Origin of the sequence: Paraburkholderia sp. SOS3 (genome assembly GCF_001922345.1) — a bacterium.
In the GTDB taxonomy this organism is placed as follows: domain Bacteria; phylum Pseudomonadota; class Gammaproteobacteria; order Burkholderiales; family Burkholderiaceae; genus Paraburkholderia.
Map to the genome: position 1 here is coordinate 326,723 of NZ_CP018812.1, position 22,045 is coordinate 348,767.

Genomic DNA, 22,045 nt, shown 5'->3' on the forward strand with positions numbered 1-22,045 from the left:
CGCCGGGACTGGCGCACCGAGTGGGGCACAGTCTAGTGCCGTCGCGTGTTACACGCATTACGACCATTAAGCCGATTGATTACGTTTCGTTACGCGCTGAGCCTCTTGAGCCTCGAACATTTATGCATATCACATGTTTCTCTATGCGCTCGATGACAACGGAGGGGGAAAAATTGACGTCTCCAGAAACCGTATATACTGTTTATATCGTTTATAAGATTCCGAAGGAGATCGAGCGATGGCAGAAACCGAAAAAGCAACGCCGGCGAAAAGCAATACAAGCGCCGGCAAAACGGCAAAGACCGCGAAGGCAGTGAAGGCAGTGAAATCTGCAAAGCCCGCCGCTAAACCAGCGGTTAAGGCAGCCAAACCCGCTGCGCAGGCGCCGAAAGCGGATCAGGCACAGCAGCAGCCGGCCGGAAAGGCCGTCAAGGCAATCAAAAGCGTGAAGGCCGCGAACCCGAAAGACGGCAAAGAAGAAAAGGCGCGCCGCGTCAAGAAAGACAAGGTCGTGCGCGATAGCTTCACGATGCCGAAGTCCGATTACATGAAAATTGCCGAACTGAAGCAGCGCTGCCTCGATGCGGGCGTGTCGGTGAAGAAGAGCGAATTGCTGCGCGCAGGCCTCGCGCTGCTCGCCGAGGCACAGCCGAAGCGGCTTATCGCCGCTGTGTCGGCGCTCGATACCGTCAAGACAGGGCGCCCCGCGAAGTCCTGAACGAAAATGCGAACAGGCAGGCGCGGCAGGGCCCCCTTCTGCAGCACCAACCTGCCGCTCCAACCTGCCGCATTGAAACTGCCCTGCCGCGCTAAACCAGTCGCCTCAAGGCTGCTTCGATGTGCGCGCTTCAGCCTGCGAGCTTGCGGAACGTCTCGAGCACCGCTTCACCCTTGAACGGCTTGACGATCCAGCCCTTCACTCCCGCTGCCTTGCCGCGTTCCTTCATTGCCGGGCTGCTTTCGGTGGTTAGCATGATCACGTTGACCGTCGCATTGCCGAGTTCGCCGCGAATCTTTTCGACCATCGTCAGGCCGTCCATGTTCGGCATGTTCACGTCGCTGATCACGAGCTTCGTGCCGGGGCTGGCCTTCAGTTTCGCGAGCCCGTCTTTGCCGTCGACTGCCGTATCGACGTCGAGACCGTTTTTCTTCAGAAAGCCGGCCACTTCGTCGCGCACCGTGCTCGAGTCGTCCACTACCAGAATCTTTGCCATGCTGGTTTCTCCGTAACGCCTGTCAGAACAGATCGAGTTCGCCTGCTTCGACCGTCGTGCCCGGCTGCTCGGTGATCTCCCTGAATTCCTCGGGCGACCAGCTGAGGCTGAACACGAAACGTTGATGCAGGTTGACCGAACGGCCCGATTCCTCGTCGGTGATCGTATAGACGAAGCACAGTTGCGGGTTTTCGGAGCCGAACGACATGTATTTCTGCCGGTGATTGACGAGCAGCGGCACTTGCACCTGGGCGCGCGCGAGCGTATCGGCGTCGCCCAGATAGCGGTTCTTGAACGCGCCCCAGATCAGATTGGTCAGTTCGCCGAGCAGATCGTTGAGGTCGCGGAAATCGGCTGCGCCTTGGCCGGTACCGCGCCGGTCGAGCAGCGCGAGCAGCGGTTCTTCTTCGGCCTGGATCATCATGTAGCCGCGACACCATGCGCTTTCGAGCGCGATCAGGCTGAATACCTCGCCGAAAATAATGCGGTCGCGCACGATGGTCGGCGGCGCGCAGGTAATGGTGAAGTCCTTGAACAGCGTCGAGAGCTTCGACTCGCTCAGTTCCGAAATGCCGCGCACGAGCGCATTCGGGTAATCGAGGCTGAAAATATAGCGGTCGATCACTTCGCGCAGCGGCGACATGTCCGAGGCCACGTAGGCCGCGCAGATAATCTGCCGCAGGCTCTCGGGCAGATCGTCGAGCGTCGTGCGCGCTTCGCGCCGCATGATGACCGGCAATTCGGGGCGCACCGCATACACGCGGTTCGCGATCGCCGCGGCCTCGTCGAGCGAGCCGCCGTAGTTTTCGTCGAGCAGGATCGCGCCGAGGTCGATATTCGCACGCAGCACCGACAGCAAGCGGCTTTTGCGCACCTTCACAGCGACGAGGTTGTTCTCGTCGCAGAAGCGCTTGATGGTGTCCATGTGCAGCGGGCTTTCATCGAGCACCAGCACCTTGCTGACCGGTTTATTGAGGTTCATCGCTCGCCTGCGGGTTCGTCCAATGGATAGATCAGAACAGCTCGAGTTCGCCGCTCGTGTCTTCGGCCATGCTCACGTCGGCCATGAAATCGATCGGCGCATGCGCACACACGCATAGCGTGGCGGACAACTGCACCGAATCGTTGATCGTCACAGCCCACGTCTCGAGCAGGGCGGGCTTGAGCCCTTCCAGATACGGCAGGCAACGTGCGCTCAACATATAGGGCGTCGACATCCCCAGGTCCGGAAAGTAGCTCAGCAGCTCCTGATTGATGGCGCCGCAGCACAGGTTGCAGATTTCCTGAAACACTTCGCTGAACGTCCGTTGCGCGTCACCCTTCGTGTAGTACCCGACGGTCGCGGCGTCCTCGTTCACGTGCAGCATCAGCAACAGACGGAACGAGATCGATGAAATCGTCAGGACCACGACGTTCGCGTCGTTCGCGCGATCGGTCATCGTGCGGGCCACGCCTGCGTTCGCAACGGCCTCGGCGGTCGCATCCGTGCCCTGCCGCCGCGTTTGCGGCACGAATTGACACGTATCGGCCGAGTCCACCGTCAGCCTCGATTGCGCAGCCTTCTGCAGGATGCGCTCGAAGCTTTCCTTCGCTTGTGCGCTAATCACGTCCGGCGCCTACTGAAGTTTTGCCTGGAACTGATTCGCGAGCGCTTCGACACTCGCGAGCGACGCGGCGACCATCTTGCCGCCCGCCTGGATGTCCTGAAACGTCGCGGTCGTGGTCAGATCGTTGCGATGGAGGCTGTCGCGATAGCTCTTCGACAGTTCCTCCGAACGCGCGGCAAGCGCGCGCACCTCGCTTGCAACCACCGCGAAGCCACGCCCGGCCTGGCCCGCGCGCGCAGCCTCTATCGACGCGTTCAGCGACACGATCACCACGTGCCGCACGATCGACGACAGCTCCTGGTTCTTCGTGTGCATTTCCTGGTTCTGCGTCATCAGCGAGATCATCTGCTCGTGCCAGCGTTCGAACGTCCCCGCCAGACCCTTCAGACGCGACGCTTCGCGGGCGAGCTGCTGCGCGTCGCGCGTCCATTGCTCGCGGTTTCCGGTCGCTTCATGCAACGACGCGCGCGTCTCGTCGACGAGCGCCGTCTGCTGCACAAGCGCGCCCTGCAGCCGCTCGATCGATGCTTCGAGCTCGCGCTTGTCCGCTTCCGCTTGCGCAAGCAACGCGGTATGGCGGTCGTCGTCGCGGGCGAGCGCGTCGATTCGCGCATCGGCTTCGTCGCGCAACCGTTCGATCAGCCGCGCGCGATGTAACCGGTGCACGACGAATGCGAACACGGCGGTGATCACACCGGCCGCGACGGCAATTGCTACATACTGTTGAGTCACACCCATCCTTCAAGCATTCCATAGACGCGAGGCGCGCGAGGCGGCGTGCGGCCCGCAAGCGCCTCGCGCGCCGGCTCAACCGGCCAGATGACCATGACCGATAGACGGCGATTGCGCCGCGTCGTCGCCACGCGTGTCCGTACCGAGGCTGTCCACCGCGAAGCTGTCCGGCAGGCAGACGATCGTCTGGAACTGGCGGAACTCGGCGCCCTTGCGGTCGTCGGTGAAGCGCAGCTCGATGCTGCCGTGTTCGCGGCTCAGGAAATCGCGCACCGCATCCATGCCGACGCCGCGCCCCGATACTTCGGTCACGTGCTCGGCGGTCGAGAAGCCCGGGCGGAAAATGAACTCGGCGACTTCTTCGTCGCTGACTCGCGCGTCTGCGTCGATCCAGCCGCGCTCGACGGCAATCGAACGAATCCGGCTCAGCGCAAGACCGCGGCCATCGTCGCTCAACGTGATCTGCAGCGCGTGATTGTCGACACCGACTTCGATATCGATCGCACCCGCGGCCGGCTTGCCCTGCGCGGCGCGCACCGCAGCCGTTTCGATGCCGTGATCGATCGAGTTGCGCAGCAGATGCATGAAGACGTTCTTCATCGTGGCGCCGGCCTGGCTGCGCAGGCGGTAGCCGTTGTCGTCGATGCGCACGACCGGCGCTTCCTTGCCCAGTTCGGCGGCCAGCGACGGCAGCGAATCGAGCACGCCCGAGAGCGTTTCGGCCACGCTCTCGGTGCCGAGCACGCGCAGCATCCGGTGCAGCGCATCGCGCATCGTGACGAGCGCGTCGACGTCACCGGTATTCGCGGTTTCGAGCAGTTTCAGGCTGTGAGCAATATGGTCCTTGTCGACCATCAGATAGCGGTCCGCGCCGCCGCGGCGCGCGAGGCGCTTGCGGCCAAGGCTGATTTCATTGATTTTCGCGTAGCTGTCGATCGCCTCGCGCACGCGGCCGAGTTCGGCCATCAGCTGTTCCTGATCCCACACGCGTTCGGCATCGTCACGGCGCAGTTCTTCGTAGCGCTGCTCGGTTTCGTGCACGATGTTCGTCAGATGCTGCAGGTTGTACGTGCGCGCATTGCCCTTGATCGTATGCATGTTGCGGAACAGTTCGGCAATCGCGCTGCCGTCGGGCAGCTCGTGCTTGCGGATGATCCGCTCGTTTTCGCTGACGAAGCCGCTTGCGCTATCGATGAAGTGATGGAACTTCTCTTCGTTGACCGCGAGAATTTCGCCGATCATTTCGAGGCGTCGCTTCTGTTCGCCTGCTTCGGCCGCGAGCTTGCGCAGCTCAGTCACATCGCGCACGCACAGCATCAGTCGCACGATCGTGTCGCTTTCGTCGGTAATGGCAGACCAGCTCAGATCGAGCGTCTTCAAGCGGCCATCGGGCATGCGCTTTTCGATTTCGCCGACGAGCAGATGCTGGTTGAACTCGAAGTTGATCGCATCTTCGCCGAGGCACGCGTGCGTCGCCGCGTCGATCTGCGATAGTTCGTCCGCGCCGAGGCCGGTATCGCTGAACACGAGATCCATCAGCGGACGGCCTGCGATGTCGTCCGTTTCGAAAATCGCTTCCAGATAGGCCGAATACTCCGCATGAATCACCGCATTGTCGACTACAGTCAGAATGCCCTGCTGCATGTTTTGGAGCATTGCCTGGATATCGGCGGTCTTCTGTTTCAGCAGCAGCTGGTTTTCCTGAATTTTCTCGATCATGCCATTGAACGCGACAATCGAGCGGCCGATTTCGTCGAGACGGCCCACCGGCACGCGGCGCGTGAAATCCTGGCTCGCGGCGATCTCGCTCATCATCGCCTGCATGCGCGACAGCGGGCGCGTGATCTGACGGTATAACAGCGCACCGATGCCGGTCAGCAGCAAAATCGCGACACCGGTGACGGAGGCGATCGCCATGGTGGTCGTCGCGAGCTTGTTGTTCAGACCGGCGATGGCCTCGTCTTTCTGGCGGTTTTTCTCGATGCGCAGCGTTTCGACAATGCCTTCGAGTTCGTCGCGATACTCGGCGACATTCGCGAACAGATACGCCTGAGCCATTTCGTTCTTGCCCGCGAGCTTCATCTTCGCGGTGTCGTCGATGGCGGCGAAGTAGTTGGCAAGGCTTTCCTGTGCTTGCGTCACCAGTCCTTTCTGCGCCTGGCTTGCCGCGTCTTTCCCTTGCAGCGCGAGTGCCTGTTTCAACGTTTCGCGCTTTTTCTTCAGCTCGTCCTCGGCCTGCGAAACCATGTTCGCATCGGGCGCATAGACGAGCGTCATGGTGGCGATCTGAACGTCCTTTACCTGCGAGACGAGGTCGGCGGACGCGAGCGCGCTGGGCACGACGCCTTCCGTCACCTTCCTGACTTCGGTTGCGCTCCCTCTGGTCTGGTACACGGCGTAACCGCCGATAGCCGACAGAGCGACGAACATCAAAATCACCAAAAGCGTAATGCGATGACGGATAGTCATGTTGCGATTCCCCGAGGTGGTGCCGGCGTAGGTGTCCTGCTGTCGTTGCAGCGGGATCGTGTCGCCTTATTTCAGTGGCCCGTTTGTCGAGCGGCGTCGCGATTGTTGAGGATCAATGTGACTGAACGATGAATCTTCACAATATCGGCTGCGGCTATGCACCGCGGCGGGCCTTAAAATTACGTATAGATCGGGCTTCAAATCGGGCTGCAGGTCGGGCTATGAATCATCGCCGGATGAGCGGGCGGCGAAATGTATATGTCACAATATCCGGCAAAATCTGATAGGTTTTCCTCGATTCCGTTCGGTTCTCGCTCAGTTCCCCCCAGTTTTCTTTCGATCAAAGCGTCGTTGCCTATGAAACTGAACCTGGCGCCTTCTACTTACGGAGCGGACCAGTCGGGGCTCGTTTGCAGCTTCCGGTTCGTTTCCGGTCAACCGGGCGTACCGATCGACTCCGATTCGGTCGCACGGTGGCTCGCCGATTACGAAGTGAATCGCGAACGTGCGAGCGGCGATTTCCTTTGGCTCCACTTCAATCTTGCGCATGTCGCGAGCGAACGCTGGATGCGCGCGCACCTCGACCTGCCCGACGAATATTTCGAGGCGCTGCGCGAAGGCTCGCACTCCACACGCATCGAGCATCAGCACGGCGCGCTGCTTGCGGTCGTCAACGACGTGATCTTCGACTTCGAGAAGACGCCGTCCGAAATCGCCACACTGTGGGTCTACACGCACAAGAACATCATGGTCACCGCGCGCCTCAAGCAGTTGCGTTCGGTCGACCGCTTGCGCGCCGCGGTGCGCGAGGGCGAGATTTTCAGCACGCCGGCGGAACTGCTGATTCATCTGATGCGCGATCAGGCCGATCTGCTCGTGCAGATCGTGCGCTCGAGCAGCATCGAAGTCGACCGTATCGAAGATCACTTTCTGTCGAAACAGTCGGTGGAGAGCCGTCGCGATCTGGGCGCGATGCGCCGCGTGCTGGTGCGGTTGCAACGGCTGCTCGCGCCGGAGCCCGGTTCTATCTTCCGCCTGCTCGTGCGTCCGCCGAAGTGGCTATCGGAACAGGACGTTCAGCATCTGCGCGATTCGACCGAAGAATTTTCGCTCGTGCTCGGCGACCTGTCGGGTCTGGCCGAGCGGATCAAGCTGCTGCAGGAAGAAATTGCCGCGCGTCTCGACGAGCAGACGAACCGCACGCTGTTCACCCTGACCCTCGTCACGGTGCTCGCGCTGCCGATCAATATCATCGCCGGCCTTTTCGGCATGAACGTCGGTGGCGTGCCGCTCGCGGAAAATCATCATGGCTTCTGGGTCATGGTGCTGACCGTGGTCGGTCTGACGGCGCTCGCGGGTTGGTGGGTGTTCAGACGCACAGGACGCTCTTCGGGCGGCTGAACATCGTCGGGCCGCCCCTCGAGATGAAAGCCGCCCGCACGTATGCGGCAAGCGATACGTCGCCGCCTTGCCTCGAAAACGACATACAAGCTTCATCGTTTCAATATGCGTATTAGCCAGACTGTTCTCTTCGAACTCAACGATCGAGGAGGCAACTCATGGCTGTCGTCGTGCGCGCTTATCTGTCCCCCACGCTCGTGCTGCTGGCATTCGACTGGCCGCAAGGCAAAGGCCGGGACGATTTCCTGGGCTTTGCGATCAAACGGACGCCGGGCTTTTTCGATGCATCCGGTAAAACGCGCGAAGCGAGCAGCTGGCTGCCGAACCGGATCACCTTCGACGGGCCGGTGCGCGACACACAGCGCGACGCGCCGACGAATACCGCGCCGATCCAGAAGTTCATGTGGTGGGACGCGCGCATCGATCCGCCGGACCGGCAGCAGCATTTCGAATACGAAGTGTATCCGGTTACAGGAAAGCCAACGGCGCCCGAACTCCTGGAAAGCGAAGCCGCGACGTGCCGCATTGCATTGCCAGCCCATATCGAACGCGGGATAGGCAGCTGGTTCAACCGTGCGGTGGTCAGCTCGCAGGCTTTCGCGCGGATGGTCGACGCACTGCATCTGAAAGCAGAGGAAGCGCCATCGAAAGCCGAGGCGCTGCAGTTGCGAACCTGGCTTGCGAACGATATCGAAGATACCTTCAAGACCATCTTTGCCGATGCGCAACGTGCGGTCGCCGCGGTCTATCACCTGACCGATACGTTGTGGGCATTGCCCGCGTTCGAAGCGTTCGGCAAAACGCACGGCAAGACTGCGCTTGCACTCGTCTACGACGCCCATCAGGTGCGCGAAAAGGGCAAGACATTGCCGTCGCCGAACCAGCCCGCCGTCAACGCGCTCGAAGGCATCGCCACGCTGTCCGGACGAACGAATACGCACATCATGCACGACAAGTTCATTGTGAGCGACGACGGCAATGGCGGATCGCGGCCCGCGCAATTATTGACAGGCTCGGCAAACTTCACGACCGAAGGGCTGACCGAGCAGGCGAACGTGCTGCATCTGTTCGAATCGCCCGCGCTTGCACAGATCTATAGCGATCGCGCCGCGAGCCTTGCGCAGAATCCGACGATCGCCGAAACCGCGAAACTGGTCAACGGTTGGACCGAACCGGTCATGGTTGGCGATGCGAAGATTCGCGTGTGTTTCTCGCCGGAGCCTAAAGACCAGCGTACGCAAATCGATACGATTATCGACGCGATCGGCGCCGCCAGGCATTCGGTGGTGTTCTGCCTCTTTATGCCGACCGACGCGCCGCTGCGCGACGCATGTTTCAAGGCCGGCGACAAAGGGCTCATGATGTTCGGGCTCGTCAATCACATCAGCGAAAAATCGGCCGAGGAAGCCGAACAGGCTCAGCAGGACGGCAAGGTGCTCAATACCACTCAATTGGCGAACCTCGAGCTCTACCATCGCAGCAAGGACCAGAAGGATGTGATCGATGCGGCGTTCTTTTCGCCGGCCACCGTGCCGGACGGATTTACACCGGAGCTGCAGCTCTTCCCCGGCGAACATGCGCCGCCGTATGCGCCCGTCATCATCCACCACAAGTTTCTCGTGATCGATGCGGAAGGCGACAATCCGGTCGTCTATACGGGCTCCGCCAATATGAGCAACAACTCCGAGCATTTCAACGACGAGAACCTGCTCGAGATTCGCGACAAGCGCATCGCGGGAATTTATCTCGCGGAGTTTCTGCGTCTATACGAACACTATCGGGCACGCGCGATTGCGATCGACGAACAGCAGAGCGGTCACAAGCGCGAACGTCTCGTCCTGCAGCCGGACGGGACATGGGCGGACAAATATTTCGTCGAGGGAAGCCCCGAGCAGAAAGCGCGCGTGGCGCTCGCGCATCGGGCTAGCGACTGACGCAGCGTTTGCGTACCGCATCGGCGCGGTGTTGGCGATGCCCGCCCTATTCCTCGCTTTCGATCATCGCATCGCGATGTTCCTTGGGTTTCGCGAGCCAGTACCGATGCAGTGCGCGCTCGGCAACGCGGCCGAAAATCAGCAACACCATAAACAGGAACGCCGCGATCAGGGCGATGGACCACGCGCCGACCCCGCACACAATGCCCAGCGCTGCGGTCACCCATATCGATGCGGCCGTCGTGAGGCCGCGAATCTTGTCGAAGGGTGCGTTCTGCACGATCACGCCGGCGCCGAGAAAACCGATGCCGGTCACGATGCCCTGAATCGCGCGCGACGTTGCGTCGACGCCGGCCACCCCATGCAGCGCGAACCCCGCGCCGGCCATCGTCACGAGGCACGAGCCGAGCGCGACGAGGCCAAGCGTTTTGACGCCCGTGGGCTTGCCGCGCATGTTGCGATCGATGCCGATGATGCAGCCGACGAGCATGGCGATAATCATCCGCAACAACGCTTCAGTGAGAATGGGGCCGGGCAGCATAGGCGCGTTCAGATCAGTTTTGCGGTTTCCACGGCCACGATGGATAAAGGCCGGCAGTCGCTTCGGTTGCAGCTCGCGGCAACGGCGGCAACTGATCGCCGAACCACGAGACCTCGTCTTTCAGGCTTGCCGCATAAGCCCGCCAGCCGTCGTCGTTTGCGGCAAACAGCGTATCGCGCACCACGGCCGCAAGACGCTCGCGATTCAACGCGGTTTCCAGCAATTCCGCCGGCCACACGGCAAACGCCGTACTGACGAGCCGCACGAATTCATGCGCGGTCATCTCACCCGCTACATGCTGCAACAACGGCAGCTTCGCAAGCGTACTGTGCGCCGATAAAAACTCGCGCAGCGTAATCGTCGCGTGATCGGCTGAATGGGACAGAACCTTGTCCATCGCATCGAGCACCGCGCCGAGGTGCAATAGCAGTGCCCGACGTTCGAACGCATCTTTCATCACATCTTCCGTTTAGCAGTCAGGCCCACCATTCTAGTCCGGCTGACGGATATACCTCGAAAAATGCGTGCAAACACAATTGACGACATGACGGAAATGTCATGTTCGGCTCATCTTCGCACTGTGCCCGATCCGTAGCATCAATCGCATCCAGTCTCACGATGCGTTCGCCACATGCTCAGATACACACTTTCAACATTCCTTGCGGTGGTCTCGTTAGGAGCAACAGTGGCCCGTGCGGAGCCTCTCACGCTCGACGACGCATTCGCGCTTGCTGCACAAAACAATCCGCAATTGCGCAGCGCCCACTTCAATGCCGACGCGACCAGCGGCGCAATCATGCAAGCCGCTGCGCGCCCGAATCCATCGCTGTCGCTATTGCAGGAAGGATTCAGCGGCGCAGACCGCACCTCGACTGCACTTATCAACCAGACGATCGAACTCGGCGGCAAACGCAATGCACGCCTCGATGTCGCGTCCTACCGGCGCGAGGCTGCGCTTGCCTCGCTCGATAGCCGTGCGGCCGCGTTGCAGGCGGATGTCGCAAGCGCCTTCTACGGTCTGCTCGCCGCGCAGCGCCAATTGCAGGTGGCCAATGAGTCGGCGCAACTCGCCGCGCGTTCCGCCGGCATCGCCGATCGTCGCGCGCGGGCCGGCAAGGTGTCGCCGGTCGAAGCGACGAAGGCGCGCGTGGCCGCCAGCGCGGCCGACATCGAAACGGCCAATGCGCGCCGCCGCGTGGCCACCGCGCTCGACGCGCTTGCGAATGCGACCGGCAGCGAGGCGGCGCGCACGCGTACCGCAACAGGCGATCTCGATACGCTCGCGTCAGTCGAGCCTTTAACCGAGCTTCTCCCGCGCATCGACGGCGGACCTGATTCACGCGCGGCGCGCGCCGAAGCCCTGCGTGCGAACGCCGCGATCACGGTGGAAAAAGCGAAACGCATTCCCGACATCACGATCAGCGCCGGCATGAAGCGCATCTCGACCGCCGGCGCGGCGATCAATCAGGCGGTGATCGGTATCTCGATTCCGCTGCCGGTCTTCGATACGAACAAGGGCGCGTTGTTAGAGGCCGTGCATCAGGCGGAAAAAGCCGATGCGGACGTCGACGCCGCACACGCACGTCTGCAGCTCGAATTGACGCAAGCCTATGCCGCATACGAAACCGCCGCCGGCGAAGCGCGCCGCCTGAAGGCCGATGTGCTGCCCGCGGCCCGCGAGGCGCTCGACGCGGTGTCGCGCGGCTACGAACTCGGAAAGTTCGCATTTCTCGACGTGCTGGACGCGCAGCGCACCCTGTTCCAAGGCGAATCGCAATACGTGCAGGCACTCGACGATGCGCATCGCGCCTACGCGGAGATAGGACGGCTAGTCGGCGCTCCAGCGTCTCCAACCCGACGCGATGCCATTACTTCCATGGGCTACTGACATGAAAAATTCGATCTTGCCGCGCAAATACAGGACCAGTGCCATGATTAGCGCCTTTATTCTGATCGCGATTATCGTCGCCGTGCTCGTGCGGGCGCGCGAACCGGCAAGCGCAGCAGCACTGCCCGCTAAAGTCGCAATCGCAACCGATCGTCCAACGGGGAGCAGCGGCGGCACGCTGCTGACGAGCGGCGCGCTCTCGATCGAAGTGTCGATGTCCGAAAAGGACGGGGACGCACGGCTCGTCGTTTTGCCTTTCGTCGACGGCAAGCGCGCCACGAAGAATGTCAGCGTGACCGGATCGCTCGGCCGTTATGACGGCACGCGTCAACCGTTGAGCTTCGCCGCCGACGCGGCATCGCGCTTCACCACCAGCACAGCGATCGCGCGGCCGCATGTATTCGACGCAATGATCGCGGTGACAGCGGGTGGCCGCTCTGCCTCGTTCACGTTCTCGCAGGCAGACGGGGCCATCGCGCTCAACGCGCAGCAGATCAAAGCTAGCCGAATTGAAATCTCCCGGGCCGGGCCCGCGCAGGTGGTCGACCGCCTTCGTCTGCCCGGCGAAATCAGGCTCGACGAAGACCACACCGCGCACGTCGTGCCGCGCGTCGCGGGCATTGTCGAACGCGTGGACGTATCGATCGGGCAGACCGTCAGGCAGGGGCAACTGCTCGCGGTGATATCGAGCCCGGATCTCGCGGACCGCCGCAGCGAACTGCTTGCCGCGCAGCGCCGCTTGAGCGCCGCGCGCACCACGTACGAACGCGAACGGTCGCTGTGGCAGGAGCGCATCTCCGCCGAACAGGATTATCTGCAAGCGCAAACGCAACTGCGTGAAGCCGAAATCGCCGCTCAAAACGCGCGTCAGAAGCTTGCAGCACTCGACGCGAACGCCAGCGCAGGCGCGTTGAATCGCTATGAATTGCGCGCGCCGTTCGCGGGAACCGTCATAGAAAAGCACATCGTGGCAGGCGAAGCGGTCGCCGGCGACACCAACGTCTTCGTGCTGTCGGATCTCACGTCCGTTTGGGCCGAAATGGCCGTGCCCGCGCAGCGTCTGAACGACGTGCGCGTCGGCCGCGCGGTAACCGTCAGCGCCACCGCGTTCGAGTCGAGCGCGAGCGGGCACATCGCCTTCGTCGGCGCATTGCTCGGCGAAGCGACGCGTACCGCGCCTGCTCGCGTCGTGTTGCCGAATCCGGGCGGTGCATGGCGGCCCGGCATGTTCGTCGATGTAGCCGTCGATGCCGATGCCCGCGATGTGCCCGTCGCCGTGCGCGCCGATGCATTGCTCGACATCGACGGCGCGCCGTCCGTGTTCGTCCTGTCGCCGAAGGGCTTCGTCGCACAACCGGTGCAAACCGGGCGGCGTGACGCGCAGACCGTCGAAATCGTCGCCGGCCTGCAGCCGGGGCAGCAGTATGCCGCGGCAAACGCGTTCGTGCTGAAGGCGGAACTCGGCAAAGGCAGCGCGGAAGACCACTGACGCGATGCACGACACCAGCGCCTTTCTCGTCGCCGCGTCCCACCCATGAGGTCACACCGCAAATGTTCGAACACCTGATACGCGCCGCGATCGCGCACCGCTGGCTCGTGCTGCTCGCGACCGCCGCAGTGGCTGCAATCGGCGTCTACAGCTACGGCAGGCTGCCGATCGACGCCGTGCCCGATATCACCAACGTGCAGGTCCAGGTGAATACGACGGCGCCCGGGTATTCGCCGCTCGAAGCCGAGCAGCGCATCACCTTTCCGATAGAAACGGCCATGGCCGGTCTGCCGCATCTGCAGCAAACGCGTTCGATATCGCGCTACGGCTTGTCGCAAGTCACCGTGATTTTCAAGGACGGCACCGACATCTATTTCGCGCGGCAACTGGTGAACGAGCGCCTCCAGGAAGCGCGCGGCAAGCTGCCGCCCGGCATCGAGCCCGCCATGGGGCCGACGTCGACGGGGCTCGGCGAGATCTACCTGTGGACCGTGGAGGCCGACACCGATGCACGCAAGCCGGACGGCGCGCGCTACACGCCGACCGATCTGCGCGAATTGCAGGACTGGGTAATCAAGCCACAACTGCGCAACGTGCCGGGCGTTGCCGAAGTGAACTCGATCGGCGGATACGTGAAGGAGTTTCGGGTCGCACCGGATCCGGCGAAACTGATCTCGTACGGGCTCACGTTCGCCGATATCGTCCGCGCGCTCGAGCGCAATAACGACAACGTCGGCGCCGGCTACATCGAGAAACGCGGCGAACAGTATCTCGTACGGGTGCCGGGACAGGCGCGTTCCGCCGACGAGCTCGCCGGCATCGTGCTCAACAATACCGGCGGCATACCGGTACGCGTGAAAGACGTCGCGCAGGTCGACATCGGACGCGAACTGCGCAGCGGCGCCGCTACCGCCGATGGGCGCGAGGTGGTGCTCGGCACCGTGTTCATGCTAATGGGCGAGAACAGCCGCACGGTTGCGAAAGCGGTCGCGGCGAAGATGGTCGAAGTCAATCGCAGCTTGCCGCCTGGCGTGCGTGCGGTGCCGGTCTATGACCGAACGACGCTCGTCGATAAAGCCGTTCAGACGGTTAAGAAAAATCTTATAGAAGGGGCGGCGCTCGTCATTGCGATTCTGTTTTTGTTCTTAGGGAATGTTCGCGCCGCGCTGATCACCGCGTTCGTTATTCCGCTATCGATGCTGATCACATTCACCGGTATGGCGAATGCGAAGGTCAGCGCGAATCTGATGAGTCTTGGCGCACTCGATTTCGGAATCATCGTCGACGGCGCGGTGGTGATCGTCGAGAACTGCGTCAGAAGGCTCGCCCACGCACAGGCGCTTGCCGGCCGCGTGCTCACGCGCGACGAGCGCTTTGCCGAAGTGTTCGCCGCGTCGCGGGAAGCGCGGCGCCCGCTGATCTTCGGGCAACTGATCATCATGGTCGTCTACGTGCCGATCTTCGCGCTGACGGGCGTCGAAGCGAAGATGTTCCATCCGATGGCGATCACCGTCGTGTTCGCGCTCGCTGCCGCGATGGCGCTGACGGTCACGTTCATTCCGGCGGCCATTGCACTTTTCATCGGCAAGCGTATCGAAGAGAAGGAAAACCGGCTGATGGGCTGGGCGAAGCGGCGTTATGAGCGCGTCCTTTCCCTGTTCATCGGTCATCCGGGGCGCGTGCTCGCGGGAGCCACGATGATCGTTTGCGGCGCACTGCTGCTGGCCACGCGGCTGGGCAGCGAATTTGTTCCGAGCCTGAACGAAGGCGATCTCGCGGTCGCCGCGCTGCGCGTGCCGGGCACGAGTCTTTCGCAATCCGTTGAAATGCAAAAAACCCTTGAAACGACATTGAAACAACGTTTTCCCGAGATCGAGCGCGTGTTCGCTCGCACGGGCACCGCGGAGATCGCGGCGGATCCGATGCCGCCCAATCTGTCCGACGGCTACATCATGCTGAAGCCTGTTGCGCAGTGGCCGGACTCGGGCAAGCGACACGAGCAGTTGCGACAAGAAATTGAGAATGTTCTGTCAGATCTTCCAGGAAACGCCTACGAATTTTCTCAACCGATCCAGTTGCGATTCAATGAGCTGATCTCCGGCGTTCGCAGCGATGTCGCATTAAAGCTGTTCGGCGACGACATGTCGGTGCTAAGCGAAACCGGCAACCGGCTGGCTGCCGCCCTGTCTCGAGTGCCGGGCGCCTCGGAGGTGAAGGTCGAACAGACGGCGGGCTTGCCGGTGCTCACCGTCGCATTCGATCGCGACAAGCTCGCCCGTTATGGCGTGAGCATCGGCGACGCGCAGGACGCGGTCGCGGCCGCCGTCGGCGGACGCAATGCAGGCCTGCTGTTTCAGGGCGACCGGCGCTTCGATATCGTCGTGCGCCTCCCCGATGCGCTGCGCTCCGATCCCGAGGCACTTGCACGGCTGCCGGTTTCGTTGCCGTCGGCCGTAGGTACAGTTGCCGCGCCCATCGCGCGAACTGCGCCTACCTCGGCTAACGGGTCAACCGCGTCGAGCGCGGCCACGCGCCCGTCCTATGTGCCGCTGTCCGAACTCGCCTCGCTCGATGTCGCACCGGGCCCGAATCAGATCAGCCGCGAAGACGGCAAGCGGCGCATCGTCGTAACCGCTAATGTGCGCGGTCGCGATGTCGGCTCCTTCGTCGCCGAAGCTAAAGCGAAGGTCGGCCAGAACGTATCGATCCCGCCCGGCTACTGGCTTGCATGGGGCGGGCAATTCGAGCAGATGCAAAGCGCCGGCGAGCGCTTGCGCATTGTCGTGCCAGCCGCGCTGCTGATGGTATTCGTCCTGCTCTACGTGATGTTCGGCAATGTCAAGGATGGGCTGCTCGTCTTCACGGGCATTCCGTTCGCGCTCAGCGGCGGCATCGTTGCGCTGTGGCTGCGTGGGCTGCCGTTTTCGATTACGGCGGCTGTGGGCTTTATTGCGCTATCGGGTGTGGCGGTGCTGAACGGGCTCGTGATGCTGTCGTTCGTCCGCACGTTACGCGAAGAGGGTATCGATCTCGACGCCGCCGTGCGTACGGGTGCGCTGACCCGTCTGCGGCCGGTGCTGATGACTGCCCTTGTCGCCGCACTCGGCTTCGTGCCGATGGCGTTCGCCACGGGAACCGGCGCCGAAGTGCAGCGCCCGCTCGCGACGGTAGTGATAGGCGGCATCCTTTCGTCGACCGTGCTCACGCTGTTCGTTTTGCCCGTGCTTTACCGCGCCGCCTATGCACGCGGCAAGTTCAACGTTTCGTTACTCCGAAGTCGCCGAGGTGATGTGCAATGCGAATCCTGATTGTCGAAGACGAGCCGAAAACCGGCCAGTATCTGAAAAAAGGCCTGAACGAAGCGGGTTTTGTAACCGACTGGGTTGAAGACGGCGTGACGGGATTGCATCAGGCGGAAACCGAGCACTACGATCTGATCATCCTCGACGTGATGCTGCCGGGCAAGGACGGCTGGACGGTTCTGCAAAACCTGCGGCGCACGCAGTCGACACCGGTGCTGTTCCTCACCGCGCGCGACGATGTGGACGACCGTGTAAAGGGCCTCGAACTCGGCGCCGACGATTACCTCGCAAAGCCGTTCGACTTCGTCGAACTGCTCGCGCGGGCGCGATCGATTTTGCGGCGCGGCCAGCCGCGCGATGCAACGACACTGAAAATCGCCGATCTCGAACTCGACTTGACGCGACGCAAGGCGCTGCGTCAGGGCACGACGATTCTGCTGACCGCCAAGGAGTTTTCGTTGCTGTGGCTGTTGATGCGCCGCGAGGGCGAAATCCTGCCGCGCGCGACGATTGCATCGCAGGTGTGGGATATGAATTTCAACAGCGATACGAACGTCGTCGACGCAGCGATCCGGCGTTTGCGCGCGAAAATCGACGACACCTATGAGCCGAAACTGATTCATACCGTGCGCGGAATGGGATACGTGCTCGAGCAGCGCGGCAGCGGCGCTACGTGCGATGGTGCGGGTCAGCCATGAGGACCGACATTCTGCCGCGTACGCTACGGGCACGCCTGACGGTGTTGATCGTCGCGTCGAGCACGGCCGTGCTCGCGTTGAGCGGGTTCACGCTGTATGAGGCGCTGCGCAACCGCATCGAGGCATCGGCAACCGCCGAAATGGATGCGACGATGTCCGCGCTCAAGGCGCATTTGCCACAGGTGCGCGCGATCGAGGAGATTCCGTACCTGACGCAGACGTGGATCGACATGCTGCATGGGCATGCAAATCTGAGCCTTGCGATCTTCGATAGCGCCGACCGCCGGTTGCTGAGCACGCCCGGCTATCGGCACGACGCGCGCGTCGCCGCAACACTCGAACGCGCGCGACTGGTGCCCGCGCCGATCGTCGTTCAAGAGCCTCGAGTTGCGCTTCGCTATCTCGCGACCGCTATTCCTCTTGCAACAAGCGAGAATGGCGTGCGTGTGGTCGTGCAATACGACGCCAACGCAGATCGCGCGTTGCTGCGCACCTATGCCTACACGATCGTGCTGATTCAGGTGTGCGGCGTGCTGATTGCGGCATGCCTTGCGTATGGCATCGCGCTGGTCGGACTCAGCCCTTTGCGGCGGCTGGTCGCACAGGCGGAAGACATGTCGACGAGCCGTCTTGCGCATCCGCTGCCCGATCTGCAGGGCGCCGGCGAACTGCAGGATCTGGGACGCGCATTCAACGGCATGCTGGCGCGCCTCGACGAATCGTTCACGCGCCTTGCGCAGTTCTCGTCGAATCTCGCGCACGACCTGCGCACGCCGTTGACGAATTTGCTCGCGCATGCGCAGGTCGTGTTGTCGCGGCAGCGCTCGGCTGCTGAGTATCGCGAAGTCATCGAGACGAGCGTCGACGAATATCAGCGCCTGTCGAGAATGATCGACGATATGCTGTTTCTCGCGCGCGCCGATAGTACGCAGAGCGCGGTCACCATGCGAATGTTCGATGCGTTCGCGGAAGCCTCGCGTGTCGCCGGCTTTTATGAACCGATGGCCGAATGCGCTTCAGTGAGGTTCGATGTGCGCGGCGCGGGCGTGGTTTACGGCGACCCGCTGCTTTTCCAGCGCGCGTTGAGCAATTTGTTGTCGAATGCGCTCGCTCATGCGCCGCAGGGATCGACAGTCGACATTCACTGTCTCGCAACCGGCAATGGCGACACGATGCTCACGGTGTCGGATGCGGGGCCAGGCATCGAAGCGGCGCACCGCGCGCGCATTTTCGAGCGGTTCTACCGCACTGACCCCGCGCGGCACAATCTCGCGTCGGGCACGGGTGGCGCCGGGCTCGGGCTCGCGATCGTCAGGTCGATCATGCAGTTGCACGGGGGCGAATGCGGCGTGGAAAGCGAGCCGCATGTGCGCACGACGTTCTGGCTGAAGTTTCCGGCATGTGCGCAACGGGCTTCGACCTAGAACCCCTGCACTGTCGCCGTCGCATGTGCGACGAGATGCACGACGCCGAAAATGACCGCGCCGATGCAGAAGGCCATGAGCACGGCGACAAACGGCAGCAGAACGATATTGACGTTAGCGAAGTCCGATTCGTGGGACGTGCGCTTGCGCACGCCGAAGAAGCTCGCAAGGACGATACGGACGAGGCGGACGAATTCCATGGCTCTGCTCCTGAAGGTCTGGGGTCGACGGGGGTTGCCCTTATCGAGTTGCCCTCATCATCGGAGCGTTCGGGAATTGAAAACAGCAGCAGATGCGCGTCGAATTCGCGAAGCATCGGTGGCAATTTGTCGCGGGAAGCGGGCCTTGCCCCGCTATGCGGCTTTGGCCGCCGCCGCAATGAACCGGCGGCGGCGAGCCGATGGCTAGCGTGATGCGATCGCGCCATCGTGATGGTCGACGCCCGGATTCGCCTCACCCGCATGCTTCGAGATAGCGTGCAACTCCTTATTGCGGGCGATCTGCTCGCTGCTCGGAGGATAGCTGGTTTTGCTGATCGGGATCATGCCGTCGTGACGGGCCTGCGCGAGTTCCTGCTGGACCTGTGCGCGGGTTTTTCCCTGGGCTAGCGCGGCTTGCGCAACGAAAACGGCGCTCAGCGACGCGGTAAAGGCCAGCAGGGTGAGCTTCGCGGTACTCATGGCATTTCTCCTTTGAAGTTCGATCGACCTCAATGGCTGATCTGAGCTTCAGTTTGGAGTGGAGACGGTGCGCAACGATGAGCGGCAGATGACAAATCTGGAGGGGAGCGGACATGGCGCCCTTGTTGCCGCGTTTCGGGTCGCTACGAACCGGGATTCGCGCACGACCGTTGCGCGCGCAAGCAAACAATAGTTACCGTCTGGATCGCGAATGCATTGCCCGGCAGCGTCGAATGCGAGCGGGCGCAATGGAGGTTCTACGTTCACACCTGATCAGGGGACGGCGTGCCGCCATCGTCTTCCGGTTCCGGCACTGCCCGGTTTTCCCGCCCAGTGCGCCGGACCGATTGCGGCGGCTCGCCTAAGGTGCGGACGAACGCGCGCCTCATTCGATCCCGGTCGAAAAAGCCCACTTCGTTCGCAATGACATCCATCGAATGGCGTCCCTGCTCGAGCATCAACCGGGCCGCTTCCACACGCAGCCGCTCGACGGCCTTTGCGGGCGACTCGCCGGTCTCTGCGGTGAACGCCCGGCTGAACTGTCGCGGGCTAAGACTTGCCACCTCCGCCAGTTCCTCGACGGACAGCGCATTACGCAGGTGCGCAACGGCATAGTCGATCGCTTTCTGGATCCGGTCGGATTTAGGCTCGAGCTCGAGCAGCGCGGAAAACTGCGACTGACCGCCGGCACGCCGGTGATACACGACGAGTTTGCGCGCGACCGTACGCGATACGTCCTTGCCGTGATCTTTCTCAATCATGGCAAGCGCCATGTCGATCGTGGCCGCCATGCCCGCCGATGTCCAGATCGAGCCATCGACGACGAAAATCTGATCTTCGTCGACCGCCACTTCGGGAAAGCGACGCTGCAGATCGCCGGCAAAGCGCCAGTGAGTCGTCGCTCGACGGCCATCGAGCACACCGGATTCGGCCAGAACGAACGCCCCTGTGCACGGCGCCGCGACACGCCGCGATGTCTTGAGCGCATGTTTGACAAAGGCTGTGAGCGCAGGCGAGCACAGGTCGGTTTCGACGCCTGAAGCGAACATGACCGTGTCGAATACGGCGTCGCCGAACGGCTCGCTATCGATACGAATTCCCGACGCCGCCGCTATCAGCCCGCCCGTTTCGGAAACGACGGACACCTCGTACGCGGACTCTCCGAGCACGAGATTGGCCAGCTCGAATGCGGTGACCGCCGCGAAACCCATCATATAAAAGCCGGGAAACACGACGAACCCGACGCTATGCATATGGCCCCTCCGTCCAGCACGTCATGAATTGAGGGTATATCTGACGTTTGAGAAGCCGTCAACAATCCCTATCCTTTGCCCTGTCATCGGAAGGAGATGTTGAAATGGACCGTCGATTACTGATGCTCGCGATAGGGATGTTCGCGATGGGCACCGACAATTTTGTCGTGGCCGGCATTCTTCCTGGCGTTGCTTCATCGCTTCATACGTCCGTGAGCATCGCCGGCCAGATGGTCACGCTCTACGCGTTGTCATACGCGGTCATGGCGCCGGTTATGGCGGCAATCGCGGGCGGCTGGCCCCGCAAGCTCATTCTGGTGCTGGCGCTCGGTATTTTCGTGGCCGGCAATGCGATCAGCGCCGTCGCAACGAACATCGACATGGTGCTTCTCAGCCGCGTTCTCGCCGGGTTTGGCGCGGCCCTGTTCTCGCCTACCGCCCTCGGTGTCGCTTCGGCGCTAGCGCCGCCTGAAAAGCGAGGCCGAGCGCTGTCGATCGTGACAGCCGGCCTGACCGGCGCAACAGCGCTCGGCGCTCCCATCGGCACATTGATCGGCGGGTTCGGCAACTGGCGCACGACGCTGTGTTTCGTCACGCTGCTCGGGCTGATCGCGATGCTCGGCGTATGGACGATGCTGCGCTCGCTCCCGGCAACACCGGTCGTCACGCTTGAAGAGCGGCTCAAGCCCATTCGCGAACTCCCGATCGCGCTGACGCTGCTGACGTCGTTGTTTGCGTTCGGCGGCTTCCTGATGATCTATACCTACGTCGGGCTCGTATTCGATCGCGTGACCCTCGGCAATGGACGCATTCTTGCCGGCATGTTGCTCGTCTGGGGAATCGCCGCCACGGTCGGCAACGTGCTGTGCGGCCGGCTCGTCGACCGCTTTCCGAGCCGCATTATCGTGAACGTGGCGCTTTGCATTGCCATCGTCAATTTTTGCGCACTGCCGTGGACCTCGGCTCACACGATGGGGGCCATGATGGCGCTGATCATCTGGGGCATCTGCGGCTGGGGTCTTCTCGTGCCGCAACAGCATCGGCTCGTCGAACAGGCGCCGAACGCGGCACCGCTCGTACTGGCCTTGAACAACACCGCTACCTATACCGGACTCGCCTGCTCCGCCGTGCTGGGCGGGTTGGTTCTGCTGTTCGTCGACCGGCACTACCTGAGCATGGTCGGCGCGGCGCTCATCGCGGTCGCCTTTGTTCTTTCAGAAGCGGCATTTCGTTACCGGACACGCGAACACGCACGGGGAGAAATGCATCGCTTGACGAACCACACGAACGCATCAAGCACGCTGGGACCCGCTCGCGAACGCGATACCGGAGAAGCAGCATGCGGACTTTCGGCGGGCAGTGCGCGAGGCAGGGCCCGGGTCGATGCCTGATGAGGCTCAGCAATTTTTGTTT

At 62.2% G+C, this 22,045-nt stretch carries 19 protein-coding genes; 9 read left to right on the top strand and 10 right to left on the bottom strand.

What is annotated here, in order from left to right:
• Positions 1-238 precede the first annotated feature (238 nt).
• Positions 239-718, top strand: a complete 480-nt coding sequence (locus BTO02_RS21515) for a hypothetical protein (RefSeq protein ID WP_075159280.1) — start codon at positions 239-241, stop codon at positions 716-718.
• 130 nt (positions 719-848) lie between these two features.
• Here the strand turns inward: BTO02_RS21515 and BTO02_RS21520 are convergent, their stop codons facing one another.
• The 5 genes from BTO02_RS21520 to BTO02_RS21540 all read right to left on the bottom strand — a co-directional run bounded on the left by BTO02_RS21520 (position 849) and on the right by BTO02_RS21540 (position 6,022).
• Positions 849-1,214: a response regulator gene (locus tag BTO02_RS21520; protein WP_075159281.1), complete on the bottom strand. Its 366-nt coding sequence runs from the start codon at positions 1,212-1,214 to the stop codon at positions 849-851.
• 22 nt (positions 1,215-1,236) lie between these two features.
• Positions 1,237-2,196 (bottom strand): chemotaxis protein CheX, encoded by a 960-nt coding sequence (locus tag BTO02_RS21525; RefSeq protein WP_075159282.1) that lies wholly within the window; start codon positions 2,194-2,196, stop codon positions 1,237-1,239.
• Positions 2,197-2,227: 31 nt separating this feature from the next.
• Positions 2,228-2,821, bottom strand: coding sequence for a hypothetical protein (locus tag BTO02_RS21530; RefSeq protein WP_075159283.1), 594 nt, complete (start codon positions 2,819-2,821; stop codon positions 2,228-2,230).
• Positions 2,822-2,830: 9 nt separating this feature from the next.
• A complete protein-coding gene (locus tag BTO02_RS21535) occupies positions 2,831-3,553 on the bottom strand; it encodes a methyl-accepting chemotaxis protein (protein WP_198039304.1) in 723 nt (240 codons plus the stop codon).
• A gap of 75 nt (positions 3,554-3,628) precedes the next feature.
• Positions 3,629-6,022, bottom strand: coding sequence for a HAMP domain-containing protein (locus tag BTO02_RS21540; protein ID WP_075159285.1), 2,394 nt, complete (start codon positions 6,020-6,022; stop codon positions 3,629-3,631).
• Positions 6,023-6,379: 357 nt separating this feature from the next.
• On the opposite strand from BTO02_RS21540, the gene BTO02_RS21545 reads away from it, so the two are divergent.
• Positions 6,380-7,423 (top strand): transporter, encoded by a 1,044-nt coding sequence (locus BTO02_RS21545; RefSeq protein WP_075159286.1) that lies wholly within the window; start codon positions 6,380-6,382, stop codon positions 7,421-7,423.
• Positions 7,424-7,581: 158 nt separating this feature from the next.
• Positions 7,582-9,357, top strand: coding sequence for a phospholipase D-like domain-containing protein (locus BTO02_RS21550; protein ID WP_075159287.1), 1,776 nt, complete (start codon positions 7,582-7,584; stop codon positions 9,355-9,357).
• Positions 9,358-9,403: 46 nt separating this feature from the next.
• Here the strand turns inward: BTO02_RS21550 and BTO02_RS21555 are convergent, their stop codons facing one another.
• Both BTO02_RS21555 and BTO02_RS21560 read right to left on the bottom strand, forming a co-directional pair.
• Complete coding sequence (locus BTO02_RS21555) at positions 9,404-9,898, bottom strand: MgtC/SapB family protein (RefSeq protein WP_075159288.1); 495 nt, start codon at positions 9,896-9,898, stop codon at positions 9,404-9,406.
• Between the two features lie 13 nt (positions 9,899-9,911).
• Complete coding sequence (locus tag BTO02_RS21560; protein WP_075159289.1) at positions 9,912-10,355, bottom strand: hypothetical protein; 444 nt, start codon at positions 10,353-10,355, stop codon at positions 9,912-9,914.
• Positions 10,356-10,529: 174 nt separating this feature from the next.
• On the opposite strand from BTO02_RS21560, the gene BTO02_RS21565 reads away from it, so the two are divergent.
• From BTO02_RS21565 to BTO02_RS21585, 5 genes are all read left to right on the top strand, one after another.
• Entirely contained in the window at positions 10,530-11,786 is a 1,257-nt protein-coding gene (locus BTO02_RS21565; RefSeq protein ID WP_083615303.1) for a TolC family protein, read from the top strand.
• Positions 11,787-11,802: 16 nt separating this feature from the next.
• Positions 11,803-13,275 (top strand): efflux RND transporter periplasmic adaptor subunit, encoded by a 1,473-nt coding sequence (locus tag BTO02_RS21570; RefSeq protein ID WP_442953520.1) that lies wholly within the window; start codon positions 11,803-11,805, stop codon positions 13,273-13,275.
• A gap of 62 nt (positions 13,276-13,337) precedes the next feature.
• Positions 13,338-16,583, top strand: coding sequence for an efflux RND transporter permease subunit (locus BTO02_RS21575; RefSeq protein ID WP_075159291.1), 3,246 nt, complete (start codon positions 13,338-13,340; stop codon positions 16,581-16,583).
• The gene (gene irlR / locus BTO02_RS21580; protein WP_075159292.1) at positions 16,571-17,275 is read left to right on the top strand and encodes a heavy metal response regulator transcription factor IrlR; all 705 of its coding nucleotides are present in this window, start codon (positions 16,571-16,573) and stop codon (positions 17,273-17,275) included. The genes BTO02_RS21575 and irlR overlap by 13 nt, the downstream gene beginning before the upstream one ends.
• Entirely contained in the window at positions 17,272-18,699 is a 1,428-nt protein-coding gene (locus BTO02_RS21585) for a heavy metal sensor histidine kinase (RefSeq protein ID WP_075159293.1), read from the top strand. The genes irlR and BTO02_RS21585 overlap by 4 nt, the downstream gene beginning before the upstream one ends.
• On the opposite strand, the gene BTO02_RS21590 is transcribed toward BTO02_RS21585, so the two are convergent.
• The 3 genes from BTO02_RS21590 to BTO02_RS21600 all read right to left on the bottom strand — a co-directional run bounded on the left by BTO02_RS21590 (position 18,696) and on the right by BTO02_RS21600 (position 20,632).
• Positions 18,696-18,899, bottom strand: coding sequence for a DUF2970 domain-containing protein (locus tag BTO02_RS21590; RefSeq protein WP_075159294.1), 204 nt, complete (start codon positions 18,897-18,899; stop codon positions 18,696-18,698). The genes BTO02_RS21585 and BTO02_RS21590 overlap by 4 nt on opposite strands.
• Positions 18,900-19,103: 204 nt before the next feature.
• Positions 19,104-19,379: a DUF4148 domain-containing protein gene (locus BTO02_RS21595; RefSeq protein WP_075159295.1), complete on the bottom strand. Its 276-nt coding sequence runs from the start codon at positions 19,377-19,379 to the stop codon at positions 19,104-19,106.
• Positions 19,380-19,642: 263 nt separating this feature from the next.
• Positions 19,643-20,632, bottom strand: coding sequence for a GlxA family transcriptional regulator (locus BTO02_RS21600; protein WP_075159296.1), 990 nt, complete (start codon positions 20,630-20,632; stop codon positions 19,643-19,645).
• Between the two features lie 104 nt (positions 20,633-20,736).
• Between BTO02_RS21600 and BTO02_RS21605 the strand changes: the two genes are divergently transcribed.
• Positions 20,737-22,023: an MFS transporter gene (locus BTO02_RS21605; protein ID WP_083615304.1), complete on the top strand. Its 1,287-nt coding sequence runs from the start codon at positions 20,737-20,739 to the stop codon at positions 22,021-22,023.
• Positions 22,024-22,045 lie beyond the last annotated feature (22 nt).